This window comes from Paenibacillus taihuensis (genome assembly GCF_003386535.1).
Taxonomy (GTDB): domain Bacteria; phylum Bacillota; class Bacilli; order Paenibacillales; family Paenibacillaceae; genus Paenibacillus_Z; species Paenibacillus_Z taihuensis.
Genome location: NZ_QTTN01000038.1, coordinates 40,945 through 62,766 on the forward strand (window position 1 = coordinate 40,945; position 21,822 = coordinate 62,766).

Sequence of the window (21,822 nt, forward strand, 5' to 3'; positions counted from 1 at the left end):
CTCATAACCTCCTCTCTCCTATTTGGTAGAATATTCTAAATTTCCAAATCCTAAGATGGTCGAGACGCAGAACGACTTCCCCTTCGGAGCTTTCTATTGCCGTTTCTGGCAACGGAATGCTGGTTCCGTCTGCCAACAGTTCATAAATAGTCCACTTGGCTTTGTCCGATCTTGCTCCAATTCGCAGCTTCGCTTCGAAGGAACCGGTCTCGTCGAATGATCCATTGAACAGCATGAGGAACCAACCGTTTGCTTCCTCCGCTTGCTTGATGAATGGTACGACCTTCAGACATCGGTCGATGACCACAGGCAGTCGGTCATAGCTGAGCCAATCGCAAATCCGCAACAACTGCGTTCGTTTGATCCCGGAGTGGATCAACTGCCATGGAACATATCCTTGAACGGCGACTCTGCCGCCTAGCGCATTCTCGTAGAGCGTCGAAGCCGGTCCGACATCTTCCTTCGTATAGCTCACTAAACGGTCGAGTACTCGGACTTCATCGTGAAGCGGTTTCAACACGTACCCGGGTTCCCTGCTCATCGAATTGCGGGCATCCCTGTTTTCCCCGGCAAAGCCAGTATTAATCGGATCGTCTGTAAAGCGCTCGAGCACCCCGTTGTCGTACGTTCTCTCTATTGCGACTCCGCAATACTCGCCCAGCCCTCGCGCAGTCAGTATCTCCACGGTCTTGCCATCCATCAGCACACCACGGCTCAGCATCGCCATTAATTCCTCGGTCGTATATCCTTCCGCCATCATGCCGCTTAGAACGATCGCGCATGCCTGGTCTACGTCCATGCTTAGCGGGATTCCAATCTCGCTAAGCACGTATACATTCGGCGCGTTATCGACGGAAATGGGCTCGAACCAATTACCGCCGTCCACGCTTCTGCGCGCCTCATACAACGGAGATAACGCCGGGTAAAGCCCAAGACTGCTGTAATTCCCGGCAATGCGATCCATTTCTGACCATAACGGCTTATTCGCTGCGATTGCGTCCATGATCTCGTGGAACTCCGCAAGCGAGCCCTCTTCTCCCTTCAGCGCGTTGAATGCGATCCCGTGGGTACCGGAAACGAACGCGGCCGTGCACTCCAGCATCGCGATATGAACAGATTTGGACAGCCGGTGGTACGGGAAATTTTCCAATTCGTATTGAATGTCCTTCACCGCTTCGGGGTAATGGGCAATTTGCCGGTTGACTTCATGCGCCTTGCGGATGAACCCGAACGGCTTGGCGTCGTCGAAGAATCCGCCTCCCGGTCTGCCTTTCACAGAACGGAGCGCTGCGAACCATCTCTCGTAATCCGCGCCAGTATAAGTCGAGATATTAAGGCTGACCGTCATTAACCCGAGCTCAATTCGAGGATCTACTAATCGGACCGCTTCCGCGATATGAAGAAGTAAGTTCTCAATCGTTTCGATATTCTGCTGAACCCAGTTTTCTCGAAACGGCTCGCCTGCAGGGGAATTCAGCTCGCCAATCAGCGCTTCTCTCGTATAGGCGGTCTGATGCTTGGCGTTATAAATTCCGATGCAAGTATCACAGAAGCAGGCATAATCAACGCCAATGCCGAACATGCGCAGATCGTCGTCGAGCCATATAAACTCCGGTTCCGCGAGTGCGGCCATCGTGTATTTGAGGGCAATATACGTGCGGAACTCCGGGGAATTCGGACAGAAGGTGCTTGTGGCGACCTTACCGTCCCAGCCGACAGCGCCTTGATAAGGCAGTTCGGGCAGCCAATCCCAGGCTTCAGGCATATGGCCGAGCGTGCTCAGCATGTTAATGCCTACGTTTCGGAAACCGTGCGAGCGAAGGCGTTCCATACGGTTCTTCAAGATGTCGCATCGCTTCGCGAAGTCGTCCAACGGGAAGTAACCGTAATGCCAGTACTCTGTGAAGAGGGTCAGTTCATCCACAATTTCTCTATGCCTCAGCAGAAACGTGAGCAGTTCTTCGAACTGATCTTCTCTCTCATAGCGGGAAACGCCGATGCGAAACGATAATTTCATCAGGGAGCCACCTTTTCTTTAATTGAAAAGGGACCCCCTAAGGCAGTCCCTTCTCAAGTTTCCAGTCCAGCCGGTTTGATTATTGATCCAATTTGACCGTCTTCGCGAACTCTTTGGCGTCATCGATCAGCTTGCGGAATTCATCGTACGCTTTGTCGACGCCCATCGCGTTGAAGTCGTCGATCGCTTTCTGCTGCGCGGCATCGAATGCGGCGTCGTCCTTCGCCATAATGTACTTCGCGACGTTCGCCATGAAGTATTGTTCTGCCTTGACGAGCGTCTGAGCCGTCTGTTCGGAAGGCTGCTTGACGAATGCGGTGAACGGGAAGTACGTCGTGTTGACGATCCCTTTGCCCTCTTTAACCAGCTTGTCGTACACCTGTCCTGGGTACAAATCAGCTCCGAACTGTTGAGCGAGTTCCTTCTCGGCTTTCGTTACGGTAGCCGGGTCGATGTTGATCTTCAAATCGAGCGGATACCCGTCTTCCGCTGGGTAGCTCTCGATCAGACCAGCCAAGCGATTCAGCTTCTCCGTGCCCACGCTCTTCAGATAATCGGCATAACCCGGATCGGAAGGATTCGCCATCTTGCCGATCAGCTTCGGCTTGCCGTCCACAACGTCCCAATCGACGCCTTTTACCCCTGTATAAAGCAGCCTTCCGCCTTCTGTTCCGCTCAGGTAATTGAACAATTCCATCGTGCGTTCCGGATATTTATTCGCCTTTGTAATCGCATGGGCTGGCGATAGACTGTTCCCGCCCGGATTTTCAATCGGGTACAGGTACAGATAGCCAGGAAACGGACCAGGCAATTGCAGCAACTGCGCGTTATCGTTACCGGTGTTCTGAATCAATTCGTTGCCGCCCATCCAGAAGCTTGCAGCCGAGTTGAATACTTGGCCGGAGTTGAGCTTGGCGATATATTGGTCGATCTTCTGCGTAATGCCCTCTGGGTCGAAGATGCCCATGCGGTAAGCTTTATTGAAGAACTTGATGCCCTTCCAGAATACGCCGTCTTTCTCGGTGAAATTGTACGAAACGTCGCCGGTCGTCGCGTTCAAAGAGGTATCCGAAAGCCAGTTGCTCCATCCCATCGCATGCGGATACGAGATGATGTAAGGGAACAGCTCTCCTCCCCATGCGGAGAAGGCATATGTCTTCTTGCCGTCCTTCGTCGTTGGATATTTATCCTGCATTTCTTTATTGACCTTCAGGAAATCATCTTCGTTATTCATGGCGGGAGCGCCGACGCCCTTGTACAGATCCCATCTCGTATAGAATCCGACGAAGCCGTCTTTGGCCATGCTCGCGTCGTTCGCTTTACTTACCCGGACCGGCAGGAAATAGACTTTGCCTGTGTTGTTGCTCGCGACTTTCTTCATAATTTCCAGGGCGCCAGGCGTGTACTTCTTAATGTTCGGACCGTATTTATCGATCAAGTCATCGAGTGGAATGACCTGGCCGCCTTGAATCATCGAATTGACCAGAGCCGATACCGATCCGACTGTCATGATGACGTCGGGCAAGTCGCCGCCGGCGATCATCGTTTTCGCTTTCACGTCGTCGCCCGTGATGAAGTCGAGCGTGATGCCGAGCTTCTTCTTAATCTCTTGAGCGATCGTTGTGTTCCATATCCCCTTGTCCGTATCCGCTCCGCCGATGAATACTCGTAAAGTAATGGGATCTCTCGGAAGCACGGGATAGCCGTCCGAGTCGGCAGCTGTGTTCTCGGTCGTGCCCGTCGAATTGTTCGCAGCAGGCGCCTTGTTCGCGTCTGACGTATCGGTTGAATTCGACGTGCCCGCCGTGTTTGTCGTGTTGGTCGAATCATTTGCCTTGGATGAAGAGGTATTGTTTTCTTCTTTATTACCGGAACAGGCCGATAATGCGAGAAGCGTCATAATGACCATGATCGCAATCCAACTCGTTCTTTTTTTCAAGATTGACATGGAATACCCTCCCTATTAATCGTTAGCGTGCTTCTATCGATACATGGTCCCCTAGAAAAACCATCATATCTGCTTCAACCTTTTACCGCGCCAAGCATAATTCCTTTGATAAAATTTTTCTGCAAAAATGGGTACACGAGTATGATCGGGAGCACCGATATGACGGTGATGCTCATCTTAATCGTCTCCGGCGATAGCTGAAGCTGCCTGCCTGAATTGGCGTTCGTCACCATCTGCGTAAGATCGGTCGCCATCCCCTGCGCTTCGTTCAGATAAGCGAATAAGATGACTTGAATGGTTTGCAGCTTCTCGTTATCGACGAGCAGATAATTATCAATCCAAGTATTCCAGCAGCCTACAGAGGCATAAACGGCGACTGTTGCGACAATGGGTTTGGATAATGGGAATATGATTCGATTGAAGATCGTCAGGAATCCCGCCCCATCTATTTCCGCTGACTCTTCTAACGAAGCTGGCATTTGTTCAATGTAAGTCTTGATGAGAATGATATAGAAGGCGTTGATGATTCCTGGGAGGACATAGAGCAGGAAGGAATCTCGCAAGCCGTACGTCTTCATCGTGATATACCACGGGATCAATCCGGAATTCAGATACATGGACGAAATGACGATGCGATACATCGTTTTGCGAAGGGGCATAACACGTTTCGTGAAGAGAAAGGCAAGCATCGCCGAGAAGTAGACGCATAATACGGTGAAGATAAGCGTCTTCTCCACGGAGATCAGGAAGGCGTGCGGAATCGTATTGAGGCTAAGGACTTTGATATAACTGTCGAAATCGAAATGAGCAGGCCAGAAATAAATGCCCTTCGAAGCGAGTCGCGGATCGCTGATTGAATAGATCAGCACGTAGTAGAACGGATAGATGCACACTAAGGAGAACAAGGCCATGAATACGTAGTTGAACACGTCGAACAATCGTTCAGCCAAAGAACTGCGCCCATTGCTTATCATAGAATCGACTCTCCCTTCGTTTTCCTGGAGAGATAGTTAACCGCGAACAACAGCGCGATACCTAGCAGAGATTTCACCATTCCGAGAACGGTCGCGTAAGAGTAATCGCTGACCAGCCAGCCAACCTTGTAGATATAGAAGTCGAGAACCTCGATTTTATCCGCGACGAGCGAGTTATAGAAGACGAAGTATTGATCGAATCCGTTATTCAGCAAATTGCTGATTTGCAGCAAGAGGAGTACGAGAAAGGTCGGCGCCAGCCCCGGAATCGTGATATGACGCATTAATCCGAATTTACCAGCGCCGTCGATACGGGCGGCCTCGTATTGCTCGTTGTCGATCCCGGCGATGGCGGCGATATAGATGATCATCGTCCATCCGATGCTCTTCCACACGGAAAGTCCAAGCTGGAAAAACCAAGTCGCGCCGTTATTGCCCATGATTCCGATGACAGGTACGTCGAGATGCAAGTTTCGGAGCAAGGTATAATAGAGACCATCGTTCGAGAAGACGGCGAACGTTAATGCGAATACGACGATCCAGCTAATGAAATTCGGCAGCGTAGTTACCGTCTGTATGAACCGCTTGAATTTGCCATGCTTGATTTCGTTCAGCATGATGGCTGCGATCAGAGGCAGCGGCGTCACCAAGATCGAGAGGAAACTCATCGCCAGCGTGTTCTTGAGAACCCGATAGATTTCGCTCCATTCGTTGTAGATTTTGAGGAAATTATCGAAGCCTGCGAATTGCAGCTGCGAGAAGCTGAGAGCCGGATTGTAGTTATAGAAGGAATAGATCCAACCGAATAACGGGACGAAGTAGAAAGCAATGACATAGAGCATGAACGGCATGGCGATTAAGAAATATCTCCATCCCGTTTTATTTTTCCTAAAGGTCATTTGATAGTTCTCCTTGCCGGGTGGATTTGGTCTATGGACTCATTATAGAAAAGAGAAAATCCGATAAACATGGACATTTCGGCGAAATCTAGAACAAACCAGAGCATCGCGAAATGAATGAAAGCAGCTCCGGTAAAAAATTGTACTTTTTTTACGATTTTTGGACTTTCGGGATGGCGAACGTCAGCTTAGTCCCCTCTTGCGGCATGCTATCGATCTGAATGTAATACTGACCGCCGAAGTGAAGCTGCAGCCTGCGGTTCGTATTGTACAAACCGATGCCTTTCCTTTCGTTCCAATCCTCCCCGTCCCAATTCACGAGCGCTCTCCTCACTTCCTGCAGCCTGGCTTCGGTCATTCCCTCTCCATTATCCTGGATGCTCCAGATGATCTCGGTGCCCCGTTCCTCTGCCGTCATGCTGATGACGCCGCCGCTTCTGTTCTTCAGTCCATGCGTGATCGCGTTCTCAACCAAAGGCTGCAGCAGGAAGCGCAGAATTGGGTAATCCCTTACATCGGCGGGAATTCGGTGCTCGACTTTGATTCCGCCCGCCATTCGATAATTCATAATCCTGGTATAGTTCTCGATATAATCGATCTCCTCTTGAATGGTACAGAACATCCCTTTGCTGAACATCGGCTTCAGATAATCGCCCAGCGTCGTAATGCTTTCCACAATGTTGTCCGCCTTGGCCATGATGGCCATCCATTTAATCGTATTCAACGTGTTATAGAAGAAATGGGGATTGATCTGGGATTGCAGCGCTCCGATCTCGAGCATCCGCTTCTCTTCCTGAATGGTTTCCTTCTGCTCCATCAATTCGTATATGTTCTTCGACATCTTGTTGAATTGCGTGATCAAGATGCCGAGCTCGTTTCTTAATTCCAGATCCAGCGTCAATCCGAGGTTCCCTTGTCCCATCTTTCGGACGACGTTCGTTAAGCTGTTGAGCGGCTTCGTCACTTTCAGAATCCAGAATCTCGAAACAACGGCCGCCGATGCCAAACTGAATACGAACATGGTCATTACGATGGTCCTTAACGTCAGCGCATCGCTTGTAAAAACACTTACGGGTATCTCGTTCACTAATTCCCAGCCCAAGCTGTCGATCCGGTACGACATGATCTGCTTGCCGCTTCGTTCTTCGCTGGAAAATTTATTCCCGCCGCTTGCAGTGGCGCTTGCCTGCAAAGGTGCCATTCCCGATTCGCCTATTCTCGCTTCGATGCTATGGGAGACGATCTTCCCCTTCTGGTCGATCAGATAGAGCTCATTGCTGTTAATGTCATTCGCATGATTATAAATATCGGTGAAATACTTCATGTCCACGTTGATGACGAGCGTGCCAGCCCTATTATTCGAAAAGAAGCTGCGAGCCGCGGAGATATAAGCAACGGGCTTTGCAGCTTCTGGAGACGTCGTAAAGCCGTCCGTTATCGCGAAATCCTTATCCGTGAAGCCGCCTAACCAAACCAGCTTCTGCCCCCCGGATACCGCCTGATCGTAAATTTCGGACCGATAGAACTTGTTCACCTGATCCGCAGGATCGACGAGAATTTCATTGGTCTGCGCTGTCGTGCGAATAGCGAAGCCATCATCGCCGAAGAAGCTGATCTCGTTGATATATTTATAGTCGGACAGAATTTGCGTGAAATTGCGGAAAGCAAGCCCGACCGCAAGAACGCGATCCAGCTCGGGCTTGCTCTTGTAATTGATGAGATCGTACAGCTCGGAATCGAGGACGAGCATCCGGGACAATTGATCCACTTCGCTCGTGAAAGAGGTAAGGTTATAGTCGTATTGTTTAAACTGGCGAAGCGTCGTCTCCTTCGCGTTGTTCTTTAATATCGCCAGTATTCTTAAATAAGCGAATAGCGAACTAAGGGAGAAAATAATCAGGAAGATGACAAGGAAAGAAAGCACTAATTGATTCGCGAGCGAGACCCTCTTGTTCCGTTTATAGATGGCCATCTTCTCTCTCCTCCCTGCTGTCCGCGAGCCATTGCCTTCTGAACTCGTGAGGTCGCATGCCCGTCATTTTCTTGAACGTTCGGCTGAAATAACTGTCGTCCCAATAGCCCGTTTTTTGGGCGATTTCGTAGGATTTCAGACGCGTATTGAGCAGCAGGTTTTTCGCCATGTCGATCCGATAGAAGTTCAAATACTCGACGTAGCTCATTTGCAGCTCTTTTTTGAACAGTCTGCTTAGATAGCTCGGATTCAAGTGAACCTGTTCGGCGATTTGTTGGAGGGATACTTCTTCGTCGTAATGCTCCCGAATAAATTGGATCGCTTCCGCGATTTCTTTGCTCAAGTATTTCTTCTTCTCGTTATAGTTCAAGATGTCCCGCAAATAACGCTGAAAAATCTCGATCGTCTCGTCGAGCGTCGCGCTGTCATGAATTTGACCGGCATAATCGAGCGCCATCGCGGAGATGTCGTCGGAAGGGGGGTTCAAATTCACGGTCGGCCAATGAATCCACCGGATCATCATGATTTGAACGTCCAATCTGCTGATTCGATCGAGACGAATGAGCGCCTGCGTACCAGCCTCGATTTCTTTGGCGTGCCTTTCGTTGAACGGCTTCGATTCCCTCAGCATCTTCTCGAGTTTCGCGCCAACGATGCTCCGAAGCGTACTCAATCTCACCGTATCCCAGCGGATGAATCGCTCGCTGCTCAGAATGAAGCTCTGCTCCAAAGCGCCGACGCCTTCTTGATATAATTGCCTTAGCAGCGAGTAGCCGGTTTGAATCGTGCTGATTCCGAAAGTGACGGAAGCGTTAAGGTAGGTTTTGATCACATTGCTAATATGCGAAAGAATATCCTGCAGCTGCAGGTAAATCCTCTGTTCGCTGACGATGTCGTGAAAGCTGAAAACCAAGATATACTTCGCGTCTTTCTCATATATGACTTCTCCGCGGTCGTATCCGGCGAGCAGCTCGCTGACGATGTTCAGTATGCTGAAACGAATCAAATTGCCATGGTTATCGTGAAACTTTCTTTCCATGCGTTCGAAGTTATCGATCGACATGACGCAGAGAAGCAACCGCTCCGGCTGGAGCCGGAAGTTCAGCTTCTTCGTGATTTCGGCAAATTCCGCGTCCGAGTAACGGCCGTAGGACAAATAATCCTTCATCGCGGTTTCTTTCAGGCTTGTCCGGTCCAAGGCCGGGGGGTCTTGCTGTTCCGCTGATGCGCGGCTGTTCTCCGATTGCAGCTCCGTCTGAACTTTCCGCAGCACGGACTCCATCTCGTCGATAGACATTTTGAACTTGAGAATATAGTCGGTGACGCCGAACCGGATCGCCTTTTTGACCAGATCGAACTCCTCGTACGCAGTTAGTATAACGATCTTGGTCTTCGCGTCGTTCTCCCGGATAAGCGAAATCAGCTGCATCCCGTCCATATTCGGCATCCGGATATCGGTCAGAATCAAGTCCGGCTTGGCCGCATTATAGAAATCCCAGGCCGCTTGCCCATTAGAGAGGTCGGCGATCACTTCCATGCCCAGCTTCGCCCAATCGATCGAGTTTTTCAGTCCGATTCGTACCAGCATCTCGTCTTCGACGATGATCACTTTAAACATGATCGGCAGCCTCCTATCCTCGTACATTCGACAAACTGCTATCTTTCCTCTTAATTCAGCAATGGCTATCGATTCTCCTGCGGTGAAGTCATGGCGGGAATGCGATATAAAAAAAGCAACCGCTCTTACCAGCCGGCTGCTTCGTGTCCTTCTTATCATTCTGCTAATTCGCACTAGGTAAAACAACTTCCACAATGGTTCCTTTCCCAACCTCGCTCTCGATGTGCATCGCCCCTTTATGATTCTGGATGATTCGCATGGAAACCATTAATCCTAATCCGGTTCCCGTTTCTTTCGTCGTGAAGAATGGATTACCGATCTTAGCAATTTCTTCTTGCGGAATGCCGATCCCTGAGTCTTGAATTCGAATATGGATTTCGCCGTCCATTTGCTTCGCGGTTATGATGGCTTCTCCGCCATTAGGCATAGACTCAATTGCATTCTTCAATATATTAATAAATACTTGATTGATCCCGCTTTGACAACGAATTAACGGTAATTGGGTATCCAATTCTTTCTTGATCTGCACATTATAGAGGTTGGCTTGTCCTTCAATTAATCGAGTCACATGATTGATGATTTGTACCAAGTCTCTTAACTGATATCCCTCTCTCGAAGGCTTAGCTAATACGAGAAGCTCGCTTACAATGCCATTGATCCGATCGATTTCAGCCAGCATGACATCATTGCGTACTTTCCTTGAACCGTCAATATCCTCCCTTAAATACAATTGCATAAATCCCCGCAGGCTAGTCAGCGGATTTCGAATTTCATGGGCGATCCCGGCTGCAAGCTGGCCAACTAGCGTAAGCTTCTCTGATCTGCGGATTAATTCTTCGGAATTAATTCGTTCCGTTATATCGCGTCCCATACTGATTACATGTTGAATCGTTCCGGCCGCATTCCTTATTTTCTTGGAGTGTGCCTCTTGCCAGATATAATGACCTTTCTTATGCAGGAGACGATAAACCGTTATTCGGCTATCCGATTGATCGGGATGACCTCGGGTTAACCAGCCGTTGTTCTTGTCATCCGGATGCCAGTAATCATAGGCATATGTTCCGACAAGTTCCTCGGGCTCATAGCCGAGCTGGTTGCGGACAGCCGGCGAGGCATAATCGATCATTCCGTTAGGCGTTAGCCGCAAAATCACGTCTTGTGAATGCTCCGAAATCAGAGTGTGAAGCTCTTCAATTCGTTTGAATTCTTCTTCCTTCTTCTTTTGTTCCGTGATATTTACGATTTGGGAAATGAATATGTCATTCCCGTCGATACCCTGACAGTTTCTTTCGGCTGTAACATTGAGAAGACCCCACAGGATGGCCCCGGATTTGTGAATATACCTTTTTTCCATTTGATATTCATCCAGTTCACCCCGACACACTTTGCGCCATAACTGCATATCCGCTTCTACATCTTCAGGATGAGTGATGGATGTAACATCGAGGTTAATAATTTCACTATCGCTATATCCCAACATGTTGCATAGAGATGGATTCGCTCTTAAGATCGTTCTATCGCTTAATAATAATGCCATTCCGCTTGGCGATTTCTCGAATATGCGAGAAAACAGACGATGGTCACTGAATTGAGATAACATGTAATCCTCCATTAAAGCAGTTGCATGGATCAACTAACCGACTACTGAATTTAAAATTACCTTAATGATGGAATTATAACAGCAATTTACTTTTAAAAATATATGTTTTTACTTGGATATCGTCATTCGTCTATTTAGCAGGAACCAAGAGGAAGGATATCGAATGATGTAAATCAATCACATTATCCTTCAGGAGGAGAAGCCCTTGTTCCGAAAGCTGCTACCCTACGCAATCGCGCTTATGAGCGCCTTGTACATCTTCGTCATTCCAGCCGAACCAGAAGGCTTGAAGCTGGTCTTCAAGCTGATCCCCATGGCGCTTATCCTGACATATGCCTGGCTGCTTGCTCCGACTTCGCGACAGTCGAAGCATTGGCTGCTCCTGCTGGGGCTATTCTTCTCCATGTGCGGAGACGGACTTATGAAATGGTTCGTTGCCGGACTCTCCGCGTTTCTGATCGGGCACTTGTTCTACATCGCATCCTTCACACGCGAGCTCCGTTTCTCTTGGCCGCGCGCCGCAACACTGCTCCCGATTGCTCTCTATGCTGGCTATATGGGTTACCGACTGGTGAACGCACTCCAGGACAGCGGGGACAACGGACTCCTTGCGCCTGTGCTCGTATATATCACCGTAATCTCGCTGATGGCTTGGACGGCGATATTGACAGGCAATCGCTTCGCGATAATCGGCTCGCTGCTCTTCCTCGCCTCCGACTCCATCCTCTCATGGAACATGTTCGTGTCGGACATTTCCTATTCCGGAGTATGGATTATGACCACCTACTATGTAGCTCAGTTTTTCATCGCCAGCAGCATTCGGGCGCGCGAATCATAATCGTAATCCCGGAATTGAAAAAAACCGCGGTTTACGCGGCTTTTTTCGGAGCGAAAAGTTAAAACGTATTATAAATATTTTCGCACTCTTGTCCGGTCGGCTCATAAAAGCAGTGCTTCTTCCAGCGTCCTACGAACGGCTGATTATACCAGGTTGCTGGACATGGGCCTGGATTCTCGAACGAACCTGGACGGAAATACCATAGGGAGAATTTGGCTGGCCAATTCCGCTCCCCGTTCACAGCCCGCTGCGCCAGACGACGTTCTCTGTCTCTCGCGCTTTGATAGTACATTCCATGCTGCAGCGCTTCGAACGCATGCGGCTGGTTGATCATTTGGGGAATGGTCCGAAGATTCTTGAAATCGGAGCAATTCGCGCGTATTCGGTTAATGCCGACATTTCCAACAAGGAGCATGCCCATTTCGCCTTCGGTCTCCGCTTCGGCCCGAAGCAATCTTGCCAACATATCGATATCCTGCTGCCTTGCTTTTACGACTCCCATTGGCTCACCTCTTTAGATGTCTAGACTCATCTTATTGTAAGTGAAGCGGATGTGTTCCTCTGCAGTTTCATAATCCTACTATCCTTCAAATGAGGTGCTTGCATGCAGTTCGTCAAGTTTAAGGTTTCATTCCTTTATTCGTACGTCTGTATTACCGGCGCGTCGGTTATGGCGCTGGAGCTTGCTGCATCGCGGTTCCTGGCTCCGTATTACGGAACCTCCATGATCGTATGGGCGAACATTATCGGTCTCATTCTTTTATCCCTGTCGCTAGGCTACTGGATCGGCGGCAGATGGGCCGACCGCAGGCCGGACGGCAAGCTGCTCATGCTGATCTCTCTTGCGGCAGGCGTATTCACGTCGCTGCTGCCGCTTTGGGGGAAGCTGATCTTCCCGTTGCTGTCGAACGGTATCCTCGATACATCGCTTTGGATTATCCTGTGCTCCTTCTTCGCGATCTTAATCGTGTTTGCGCCGCCTGTCTTCTTGCTCGCCATGGTCAGTCCATTCGCCATCCGACTCGTTTCGGCGAGCGAAGAACAGATCGGCAAGACAGCCGGCAATCTGTACGCCTTCTCAACGCTTGGCAGCATCATCGGCACGTTCGGCACCGCATTCGGCACAATCCCCTTCCTTGGCACGCGCGAGACGATCTTTCTATGGTCGGCAGCGCTGATCGCCATTAGCAGCTTGGGGCTCCGCAAGTCCAAATGGAAGTGGTCGGCGCTGTTTCTTCTGCTTCCTGTGCTGCTCTACTTGATCCCGTATGATACATTCAAGCAAGTAGAAGGGAAACCTGTCGTCTGGTCCAAGGACACGCTGTACCAATTCGTGCGAGTGACGCAAACCGCTGATGGTCAAACGTCTCTGATCTACAATGAAGGCGGCGGCGTGCAGTCCATGCGGCGACCGAATGACGCCCTCAATAAGAATGACTACTACGACGACTATCTCATGCTGCCTTTCCTGATGGAAAAACCAGAACAAGTGCTCGTGCTTGGCTCCGCGGGAGGCACAATTCCCCGGCTGCTCGCCAAATATGTCAAACCAATCTATCCGGGCTTACATACGACGGGAGTAGAGATCGATCCCGAAGTGATCAAGCTCGACTCCCGCTTCTTCGGCCTACAACCTGAAGATGCGAAGCTCGTGAACCAAGACGCGCGCGTCTTCCTCGACAACACTGAAGAGCGCTACGATATCGTAATCGTCGACTGCTACTCCCAGCAAATCTACATCCCCTTTCACCTCTCGACGGTCGAGTTTTTCCAAACGATTGAGAACCATCTGAATCCATCCGGTCTGCTCGCTCTAAATGTGAACGCCGTCTCGACAGACTCGCGTCTGCTGCAATCCATGGAGAAAACGCTGCACCAAGCCTTCCCGTTCAGCTATGTCGTCAGAGCAAGAGGCGATTATAACTACATACTGCTTGGCTCGCTCACACCACTTAAACTAGACAAGCTAAAGGCAATTGAAGCCGATCACCCACTAGCTGGGATCCGCGACGAATGGCCGAAACAGTTGACTTCCCTTACACCTGAGCAATTCGCGAACGGCCAGCTGCTCACAGATAATCGCGCGCCAACCGAGATGCTAACGGACTCTATGATATTCAGTGCTGCTGGAGCTAGATAGTCCTAGCAGAAATACGCTCCATGTGTCGGCAGGAAAATCCCGTTTTTTGGCGAATTTAATCAAGGAATGTAAGTATTAACTTCGATTAGATTTTGAAAGGCGGCCGGCGCGTGAACCTCACAAAAGATTTCCTGCTTCAACTATCGCTGGTCGGATTCCCTCTCGGTATTTATCTTGCTTATGTACTCGGCCACATCGGGCCGGTCACTCATATAAAGCTTTTCATTACCTTACTGTGGGGGAGTTCGATTGCACTTTGCATGTCGTTCCCAATTTATTATGGCACCGGCAGCCACATAGATCTCCGAATTGTTCCGCTCCTGATGGGAACGCTGTACGCCGGACGCAGAGCTGGTTTCTGCTTAGCCATGTTCATTCTCGTGTACCGTTTCATCGAAGCCGGCGCAGTTCCGGGCTTCTGGACGACCGCGCTCGCGCTGCTGCTTGGTTTCTCGGTGGTTCTGTACGCGCAGCGCATGTTCGAACAAGCCGCCAAGGGCAAGCGGCTTCGCATTGCCTTATTGCTGGCAGCGTTCTATTGCGTGCTCGGTTCTGTTCTCGTCGGCGTGCTTCAAGGCGTGACGGCTGAGAGCCTTCTTGTGCAGTTTATTCTCTTGAATGTTGTCGTTGGCATCGTCGCGACAATGATCGGGCTGATCGAGACAATGGCGGAAATCCATACGATGCGCAAGGAGCTTCACAATGCCGAGCGATTGCGGCTCATTGGCGACTTAACAGGCGTCTTCGCGCATGAAATTCGCAATCCGATGCAGGTGGTGCGCGGCTTCCTTCAGCTGCTGGATTCGCCCGAGCTGCCTGCAGCGTCCAAGACGCAGTACATTCGGCTATCAATCGAGGAACTTGATCGTACGAACGAGATTATCAGCGAGTTTCTTCTTCTCGGCAAGCCCGTCACGGACAACCTGGAGAAGTTCGACGTCGGCAAGCAGCTGCAGCGAACCGTGAACCTGATCAACAACTACGCCCTCGATAAGAACGTGATGATCGAGACGACAATTGAGCCGGATTGCTTCGTTAACGGCAACATGCAGCGGCTGAATCAATTCATGATCAACATCATGAAGAACGCGATTGAAGCGATGCCGAATGGCGGGACTGTACAGGCATCATGCATCGTTGTCGACAAATCCCATATCGAGATTCATGTCAAGGACGAAGGCGTGGGCATGTCGAAGAGTGAAGTGGAACGGCTCGGTTCGCCGTATTATTCGCTCAAGAAGAACGGGACGGGGCTCGGGATGATGATCAGCTTCCAGATCATCCGGACGTTCGGAGGTACGTTACAAGTCTATAGCGAGCAAAAAGTAGGGACCGAGGTAATTGCGAGAATCCCGTGTGTTAAGTATTCTCCTTCTCTGGAATCGTCCTCGCTCCAATCTGGATAAGAAATTGCTCCAGATCCCGTTTGGTCACGGGCTTTGCCGCGTCCGTAAGCTCGTAGCCAAGCTCCCCGTTCGCCTCGATGACGCCGGACTTAATATCATCTATGTTGGAGATGCCTAATTGACGAAGTCGCATCTCAAGCTGATTGACCGTAATACGAAGCTTGCGCAATTCCTTCATATCCACTTGCCCATCACGAATAACCGTAACCGCTTCTCCTGTGATTAAATTCTGGAACTTGCCGAAGCGTATCTCCAGAAGTTCCAGTATGACCAATACGGCTAGAAACAAAGCAACTGACGCAATTGCCCTCCATATGGTTTTCTCGATAATCCCTTGCGCGATCAACTCACCAATAGAGATCATGATTACCGTCGTCGCCACGTTCATTTGCGCGATTGATTTTCGGCCTGATAAGCGCAGCAAGAAGATCCCCGCCAAGACAAGGAATGCACATTTCCAGATTAAATGCCAGGATAGATCCATCTCATCCCGCCTCCTTCCTGACCTATCTTTCCCATCTCCCCCACATTCCACCCAAATCCGGATAATGAAAAAAAGGCAACCGATCCACTCTGATCGGCTGCCTTCATGTATGTATTGGACGCTACTCCCCTGCTCTTATTTCGACTCTCGCAGCATATGATCAACAGACTTGCTGAGCTGGTTGAAAATGAACTTCGGCGCGATCCGGTTCATGAACTTCAAGTCGTTACTTTGCCCAGGTCGAATTTCGAAATTGTCCTGCTCCATGCCCCGAATTGCAATTCCAACCATTTTGGTCACGTTCATCGCTTTGGAACCTGACAGATCTGCTGGATCGAACGAGTCTACGAGCGGTGTATCGGTGAGCGGAGGCGCGAGCTCAAACACGTTTACTTTCGTATTTTTGAGCTGTACTCGTAATGACTGTGTATAGGAATGAAGCCCGGCTTTTGCTGCACAATACACCGGCGAGATAGGCAGCGGGACGAAAGCAAGTCCTGACGATACATTCATAATCGCGGCAGATTCTTGTGACTTCAGATGCGTCAAAAATTGATTGATCATCCAGATTGGCCCGCTTAAATTCGATTCGATCTCGCGATTGAGATCTTCCATATCGATATCCGTGTCGTGTAGATTAAGTTTGCGCATGAATCCCGCGTTATTGATCAGGACGTTAAGCTTAGGGAACTGCTTCACCACAGTTTCAAACAAATCAGCAATTTCGCGAGGATCCGCCGCATCGCTTCGTAAAGTATGTACAGCCGGCAGCTTGAACTTCGCCGAATTCAGCTTCGCCTGATCGCGCCCCGTTATGATAACGGTATTTCCGAGCTTAAGCAGTTGAGTCGCAAATTCGAAACCGATGCCCGAAGTGCCTCCCGTAATTAGAATTGTGTTCCCGCTCATTTTCATAAGGTCGCCTAACCTTCCTTTTTATAGTAGATACCCTCTAGTATCATACCAGCCACAACGCGTTTGCGGAAGATTAATAGGCATTCAGGTTAGTTTCACGACTAATTGATGCGAAGAATGATTTTACCGGTATTCTGGTTCTTCTCCATGATTTCATGAGCTTCGTTCGCTCTATCCCAATCGAGCACAGAGTCAACGACAGGTATCAGCCGTCCATCTGCGAATCGTGGCATCGCGAACTGGACGAACTGCTCGGTGAGGTTGGTTTTAACCGATAACGGTTGGGAACGAAGTGCCGTGCCGATAACCTGCAGCCGTTTCCTCAGCAAATAGCCGAGTTCAAGCTCGCTCACTTTGCTTCCGCCCATCGTCCCGATAATAATCAACCTGCCGTCGATCGCAAGCGATTGCAGATTCTGCTGCCAATACGAAGCGCCGATGAAATCCATAATGATGTTCACGCCGCGGCCCTCGGTTGCATCCTTCACAGCTGGGGCAAATGGGCCTGCATTGTAATCGATCGCCACTGACGCGCCGAGCTCGAGACACGTGTCACATTTGGCCTTCGTTCCTGCGGTTATGATCGAGGTAGCTCCTGCTTCTCTAACAAGCTGAATCGCAGCAGTACCGACACCGCTTGCTCCCGCATGAATCAATACGGTGTGGCCGGCTTGCAAGCCTCCGAGCACGAACAGATTCAAATATGCAGTAAGGAACACTTCGGGAATTGCCGCCGCTTGTTCGAATGAGAATTGGTCCGGAATTCGCATCGCCATATCTGCTGGAATGGCGACCCGTTGTGCGTAACCGCCTCCGGGCAGTAAAGCGAACACTCGGTCTCCTGGCTGCCAACCCTTCACACCTGTGCCAACCTTTTCAACGACCCCTGCCATTTCGAGTCCCAAAATCTCAGATGCACCTGGCGGCGGCGGGTACAATCCCCGTTTCTGCAGCAGGTCCGCTCGGTTGAGGGCAGTTGCTTTGACGTTAACGAGCAGCTCGTTCTCAGCTATTGACGGCTCAGCGGCTTCTCCGATATACAGCTGCTTCGTTTCTTCGTTTACAAGAATAGCTTTCATGGGTATCCTCCTAGCGTGTACGGCAAGACCGATTATGATTCTTAATTTGTGCTGTCTAGGCTTCTTACTTCAAAATGTGTAAGCTCATCAACGAGTGCAGCGCGTTTGTCTTCATACCAGCTCGGCAGCTGAAGTGATTCCCCTAACTCTTCTAGGGGTTCATCGACAGTAAAACCAGGAGGATCTGTAGCGATTTCGAATAATATCCCACCGGGTTCCCGGAAATAGATCGCATTGAAGTACTGTCTGTTCTGAAAAGGCGTTGACGTAAGGCCTCTTCGTATGACTGCTTCTCTCCACTCTGCATGCTGATTATCATCCTCGGCTCGCCAAGCAATGTGATGAACAGAACCAGGTCCGCCGTGACCGTCATCCCTTACACGCTCGTCAATATCAACAATATTTCCGCGGTCTCCATAAGATCGGTACCGGCTGAATCCTTGTTCGACGCCAACCTTCTTGAAACCAAGCAGATCCTCCAGCACGTTGCCCGTGTCTGCGGGGAGCTTGCTAAATAAGACGGCGCCGCCAAATCCTTTAATGGCTTTCTCTGCAGGAATATCTCCGAACGACCAAGTACCGTTCATTCCATCATTTCGCTCCACCAGTTCAAGCTGCAGACCATCCCGATCCGTAAACCGAAGAAAAGTCTCATTAAATCTGATTAGGCGTGTAAACTCGATACCAAACTTGGTTAGTCGGTTCTCCCAGAATGCCAGAGTGCCTGCTGGAATCGCGAATGAACTCCATCCGACTTGGCCGGCACCAATCTTACCCTGCCGCCCCTTCTCGAAAGGAAAGAACGTGATGACCGTTCCTGGCGATCCCATCTCATTACCGAAGTACAGATGATAGACACTTGGAACGTCAAAGTTGATCGTTTGTTTGACGAGCCTCAATCCAAGTATCCCAGCGTAAAAATCAACGCTGTCCTGGACATTTCGAACGAAAGCTGTGATATGGTGAATCCCGGCTGTTTTCATGGTTAAGATTGTCAGTCCTTCCTCCGCTCATCTGTAGAAAGAGCCTTATACACGACTTCAGCGTATATAGGGCTCTTACATCTGATCCACGTAGCATTCATTATAAGGGACGTTCGATTTCAAATAGCTCACCAAGTTTACTATAATAATTCCCTGCCATTCGACTAATTGGAGCAAGCTTATGAACATCGATGCGCCCATCTTGAATAATGTCGTCCTCGAAATGAAATCTCACGATCCGAGCAATCAATAAATCCATTCCTGGTGAATCTGGCGTACCCCCTAGCTCGAAAGCATGTTCAAGGACGCATTCCATTCGAATTTTGGACTCTATAATACCAGGCACATGAATGGTTTCACTTGGGACGGGAGTCATGCCGGCGAGCTTAATTTCACTCTCATGTGATGGTAAATTCGCAGCCGTTTCGTTCACCTGCTGCACGTTGGACTCATCGACGATATGAACGACGAGTTCGCCTGTGCTTCTTGCATTACGCGCGGTGTCTTTCATGACGCCATTCTTCCGTTGGATCGCCAGCGAAATCATCGGCGGCGTGCTTGAGACTATGGAGAAATAACTGAACGGTGCCCCATTAATAATTCCATCATCGGTTAATGTAGTGACAAAAGCGATAGGCCTTGGCACAATACTTCCAATGAGCAGCTTATAATTATCTCTGTCGCCTTGTTGACTAGGGTCGATCGATAACACATCAAGACCTCCTTTGACTTACAGCTTACTCTTACTGCTTAGACTTAAGGAGTAAAGTGTTCTTTGAACCATTGGGCAGCGGCATCAGCTTCCGTTCTCGTCAGCTGGTGACCGTAATTCTCCCAATGAACGTGAATGTCCGCACCGGCTCCGGACAACAGCTTCTGCAGTTCTTCCGTTTCATCGGAACTACAGATTGGATCGTTCTCCCCTGCTCCGATGAAGACGGGGATGCCGCTCTGATCAGGAAGAGCTATGTTCCGAATTGGAACCATCGGGTGATGCAGGATCGCGCCTTTGAATGCCTGCTCATAGTGAAAGAGCAAGCTGCCGGCAATGTTAGCGCCATTCGAATATCCGACCGCTACGAAATTATTGCGATCGAGCGAATATTGCTCAGCAGCATCGTTCAGAAACTCGTAAACTTCCTTCGTACGAAGGATCAAGTCTTCAATGTCGAAGACACCTTCGGCAAGGCGACGGAAGAATCGCGGCATCCCATTCTCAATCACATTCCCCCGGACGCTCAGTATAGAGGAATCCGGCGAGATAAACTTACCGAGCGAGATCAGACTACTCTCCGTCCCGCCGGTGCCATGAAATAATACGAGTGTCGGTTTAGTTAGATCCGTTCCTGCTTCAAATATATGTTTCATTTCTTCGCACCTACCTCGCGTACTTGTATCGGAAGAAGGTTCGCCTCAATAGCGGCACGGTGTTGTTCGTACCATGCCGGCAGCATCAATGTCTCGCCGAGCGATTCAGGAGCTTCATCACGAGCAAAGCCTGGAGGATCGGTAGCGATCTCGAACAGTATACCGCCGCCTTCACGGAAGTAAATCGCATTGAAGTATTGACGATCAATGATATCCGTTGTGTGGTAACCATTCTTTGTTGCTTCCTGCTGCCATTGTTTATGTTCTTCGAAATCTTTCGCGCGCCATGCAATATGGTGAACGGTTCCGGCACCGCCTACGCCCATCGGGATATTCTTGAGCGGGACATCGATGATGTTGCCAATTTCGCCAGTCGCCTTGAACCGCGCATACTCCCCGTCATCGTCGACTTTGGTAAGTCCTAGCGTATTTACCAAGACATTCACTGTTTTCGCGGCATTCGCACTGAAGAGTACTGCACCGCCGAAGCCTTTAATCGCTTTATCAGTTGGAATGCCGCCGAAGGACCATTCGCTAAGCGCGCCTACTTCACGCTCTACAAGTTCGACTCTTAGTCCGTCGCTATCTTCAAGTTGAAGATAATTCTCGCCAAATCTCGCCGTCTTGTTGAAAGTGATATCCAAGCTGTTCAAGCGCTCTTCCCAAAATGCGAGCGCACCAGTTGGAACTACATACGTCGTAATACCGACTTGGCCGCCGCCGATTTCCCCTCTTCTTGCTCCGCGTGTCGGGAAGAAGGTTATGATCGTACCAGGACTTCCCTGCTTGTCGCCAAAGTAGAGGTGATACACGTCCGGAGCATCAAAGTTAATGGTTTTCTTCACAAGTCTTAAACCGAGTACACCTGCATAAAAATCAACGTTCTTCTGCGGATCACCCGCGAATGCAGTAATATGATGAATTCCAGCTGTTTGTAATGACATAATAAGCCCTCCTCGAGTTTTGTTATCTGATATCCTCGTTTATTCAATGATATTATGTCTTCCATAATGGCACTGAATACCGAGCGTAAGCCGCCATGCTTCTTTAAGCTTACGAGTTCGAATATCTTTGAACTTAATATCTTAAATTAAAGATATATTGAATTGAGATATTTGTCAAGCACTTCTCATCCCGATATGACATATAAATGGGTGACGGTTACTATCTTGGAAAGGCGCATCAATCCGGTATTAATTTGTTTATTTCGTTCTTTCAAATAAAAGGAGACCCGTAAAAGTTCTGAACTGTGACCCGCAAGATGGACACTTTGAAAAAAGTGTCCATCTTGCGGGTTTTGTGTTTTAATAAGAAGCTGAGATCTGAAACGGGGATGTAGATTGTTATGAGTAATAGAAGACATTTTAGTCAGAATGAAATTCAGTTGTTGGAGAAGAACCCTTACGTACATCACGTTACCGAGAAGAGTATTACATATGCTCCTTCCTTTAAGGTTGAAGCCGTTCGAGCATATCATGCTGGTCAAACACCGATGGAAATATTTCTTCGCGCTGGGTTTCCAATCGAGATCATTGGTCAGGAAACACCTAAGAGGTGTTTGAAACGTTGGCGCAGCATTCA

The 21,822-nt window shown here is 49.4% G+C and carries 19 protein-coding genes; 4 read left to right on the forward strand and 15 right to left on the reverse strand.

Annotated elements, in window-relative coordinates; all coding sequences use genetic code 11:
* Nucleotide 1: 1 nt before the first annotated feature.
* The 7 genes from A8990_RS24500 to A8990_RS24530 form a co-directional block, all read right to left on the reverse strand.
* Complete coding sequence (locus A8990_RS24500; protein ID WP_116191669.1) at nt 2-2,017, reverse strand: hypothetical protein; 2,016 nt, start codon at nt 2,015-2,017, stop codon at nt 2-4.
* A gap of 79 nt (nt 2,018-2,096) precedes the next feature.
* The gene (locus A8990_RS24505) at nt 2,097-3,965 is read right to left on the reverse strand and encodes a type 2 periplasmic-binding domain-containing protein (RefSeq protein ID WP_116191670.1); all 1,869 of its coding nucleotides are present in this window, start codon (nt 3,963-3,965) and stop codon (nt 2,097-2,099) included.
* 74 nt (nt 3,966-4,039) lie between these two features.
* Nucleotides 4,040-4,939, reverse strand: a complete 900-nt coding sequence (locus tag A8990_RS24510; RefSeq protein ID WP_116191671.1) for a carbohydrate ABC transporter permease — start codon at nt 4,937-4,939, stop codon at nt 4,040-4,042.
* Nucleotides 4,936-5,838 carry an ABC transporter permease subunit gene (locus A8990_RS24515; RefSeq protein WP_116191672.1) on the reverse strand — a complete coding sequence of 301 codons (903 nt, stop codon included), beginning with the start codon at nt 5,836-5,838 and terminating at the stop codon, nt 4,936-4,938. Before A8990_RS24515 ends, A8990_RS24510 begins: the two co-directional genes overlap by 4 nt.
* Nucleotides 5,839-5,989: 151 nt before the next feature.
* Nucleotides 5,990-7,810 (reverse strand): cache domain-containing sensor histidine kinase, encoded by a 1,821-nt coding sequence (locus A8990_RS24520; RefSeq protein WP_116191673.1) that lies wholly within the window; start codon nt 7,808-7,810, stop codon nt 5,990-5,992.
* Nucleotides 7,797-9,428 carry a response regulator gene (locus A8990_RS24525; RefSeq protein ID WP_181909764.1) on the reverse strand — a complete coding sequence of 544 codons (1,632 nt, stop codon included), beginning with the start codon at nt 9,426-9,428 and terminating at the stop codon, nt 7,797-7,799. Before A8990_RS24525 ends, A8990_RS24520 begins: the two co-directional genes overlap by 14 nt.
* Before the next feature lie 163 nt (nt 9,429-9,591).
* Nucleotides 9,592-11,028, reverse strand: a complete 1,437-nt coding sequence (locus tag A8990_RS24530) for a PAS domain S-box protein (RefSeq protein ID WP_181909765.1) — start codon at nt 11,026-11,028, stop codon at nt 9,592-9,594.
* Nucleotides 11,029-11,233: 205 nt separating this feature from the next.
* Between A8990_RS24530 and A8990_RS24535 the strand changes: the two genes are divergently transcribed.
* The gene (locus A8990_RS24535; protein ID WP_245996191.1) at nt 11,234-11,866 is read left to right on the forward strand and encodes a lysoplasmalogenase; all 633 of its coding nucleotides are present in this window, start codon (nt 11,234-11,236) and stop codon (nt 11,864-11,866) included.
* Between the two features lie 58 nt (nt 11,867-11,924).
* Here A8990_RS24535 and A8990_RS24540 read toward each other — a convergent pair whose 3' ends face one another.
* Nucleotides 11,925-12,368 carry a cell wall hydrolase gene (locus A8990_RS24540; RefSeq protein WP_116191676.1) on the reverse strand — a complete coding sequence of 148 codons (444 nt, stop codon included), beginning with the start codon at nt 12,366-12,368 and terminating at the stop codon, nt 11,925-11,927.
* Nucleotides 12,369-12,470: 102 nt separating this feature from the next.
* On the opposite strand from A8990_RS24540, the gene A8990_RS24545 reads away from it, so the two are divergent.
* Nucleotides 12,471-14,006, forward strand: a complete 1,536-nt coding sequence (locus A8990_RS24545) for a spermidine synthase (protein WP_116191677.1) — start codon at nt 12,471-12,473, stop codon at nt 14,004-14,006.
* A gap of 110 nt (nt 14,007-14,116) precedes the next feature.
* A complete protein-coding gene (locus tag A8990_RS24550) occupies nt 14,117-15,412 on the forward strand; it encodes a sensor histidine kinase (RefSeq protein WP_116191678.1) in 1,296 nt (431 codons plus the stop codon).
* Here A8990_RS24550 and A8990_RS24555 read toward each other — a convergent pair.
* The 7 genes from A8990_RS24555 to A8990_RS24585 all read right to left on the reverse strand — a co-directional run bounded on the left by A8990_RS24555 (nt 15,366) and on the right by A8990_RS24585 (nt 21,185).
* Nucleotides 15,366-15,896: a DUF421 domain-containing protein gene (locus A8990_RS24555; RefSeq protein ID WP_116191679.1), complete on the reverse strand. Its 531-nt coding sequence runs from the start codon at nt 15,894-15,896 to the stop codon at nt 15,366-15,368. The two genes, A8990_RS24550 and A8990_RS24555, sit on opposite strands and share 47 nt — an antisense overlap.
* A 135-nt stretch (nt 15,897-16,031) precedes the next feature.
* Nucleotides 16,032-16,805 carry an SDR family oxidoreductase gene (locus tag A8990_RS24560; RefSeq protein ID WP_245996192.1) on the reverse strand — a complete coding sequence of 258 codons (774 nt, stop codon included), beginning with the start codon at nt 16,803-16,805 and terminating at the stop codon, nt 16,032-16,034.
* Nucleotides 16,806-16,912: 107 nt separating this feature from the next.
* Nucleotides 16,913-17,890 carry an NAD(P)H-quinone oxidoreductase gene (locus A8990_RS24565; RefSeq protein WP_116191681.1) on the reverse strand — a complete coding sequence of 326 codons (978 nt, stop codon included), beginning with the start codon at nt 17,888-17,890 and terminating at the stop codon, nt 16,913-16,915.
* Between the two features lie 41 nt (nt 17,891-17,931).
* Complete coding sequence (locus A8990_RS24570; protein WP_116191682.1) at nt 17,932-18,873, reverse strand: VOC family protein; 942 nt, start codon at nt 18,871-18,873, stop codon at nt 17,932-17,934.
* A 100-nt stretch (nt 18,874-18,973) separates the two neighbouring features.
* Nucleotides 18,974-19,585, reverse strand: a complete 612-nt coding sequence (locus A8990_RS24575) for a flavin reductase family protein (protein WP_116191683.1) — start codon at nt 19,583-19,585, stop codon at nt 18,974-18,976.
* 44 nt (nt 19,586-19,629) lie between these two features.
* Nucleotides 19,630-20,241: an alpha/beta hydrolase gene (locus A8990_RS24580; RefSeq protein ID WP_116191684.1), complete on the reverse strand. Its 612-nt coding sequence runs from the start codon at nt 20,239-20,241 to the stop codon at nt 19,630-19,632.
* Nucleotides 20,238-21,185 carry a ring-cleaving dioxygenase gene (locus A8990_RS24585; protein ID WP_116191685.1) on the reverse strand — a complete coding sequence of 316 codons (948 nt, stop codon included), beginning with the start codon at nt 21,183-21,185 and terminating at the stop codon, nt 20,238-20,240. The genes A8990_RS24580 and A8990_RS24585 overlap by 4 nt, the downstream gene beginning before the upstream one ends.
* 401 nt (nt 21,186-21,586) lie before the next feature.
* Between A8990_RS24585 and A8990_RS31870 the strand changes: the two genes are divergently transcribed.
* Nucleotides 21,587-21,822 (forward strand): HTH domain-containing protein (locus tag A8990_RS31870; RefSeq protein ID WP_342772943.1); only part of this gene is annotated, 236 nt, incomplete at its 3' end.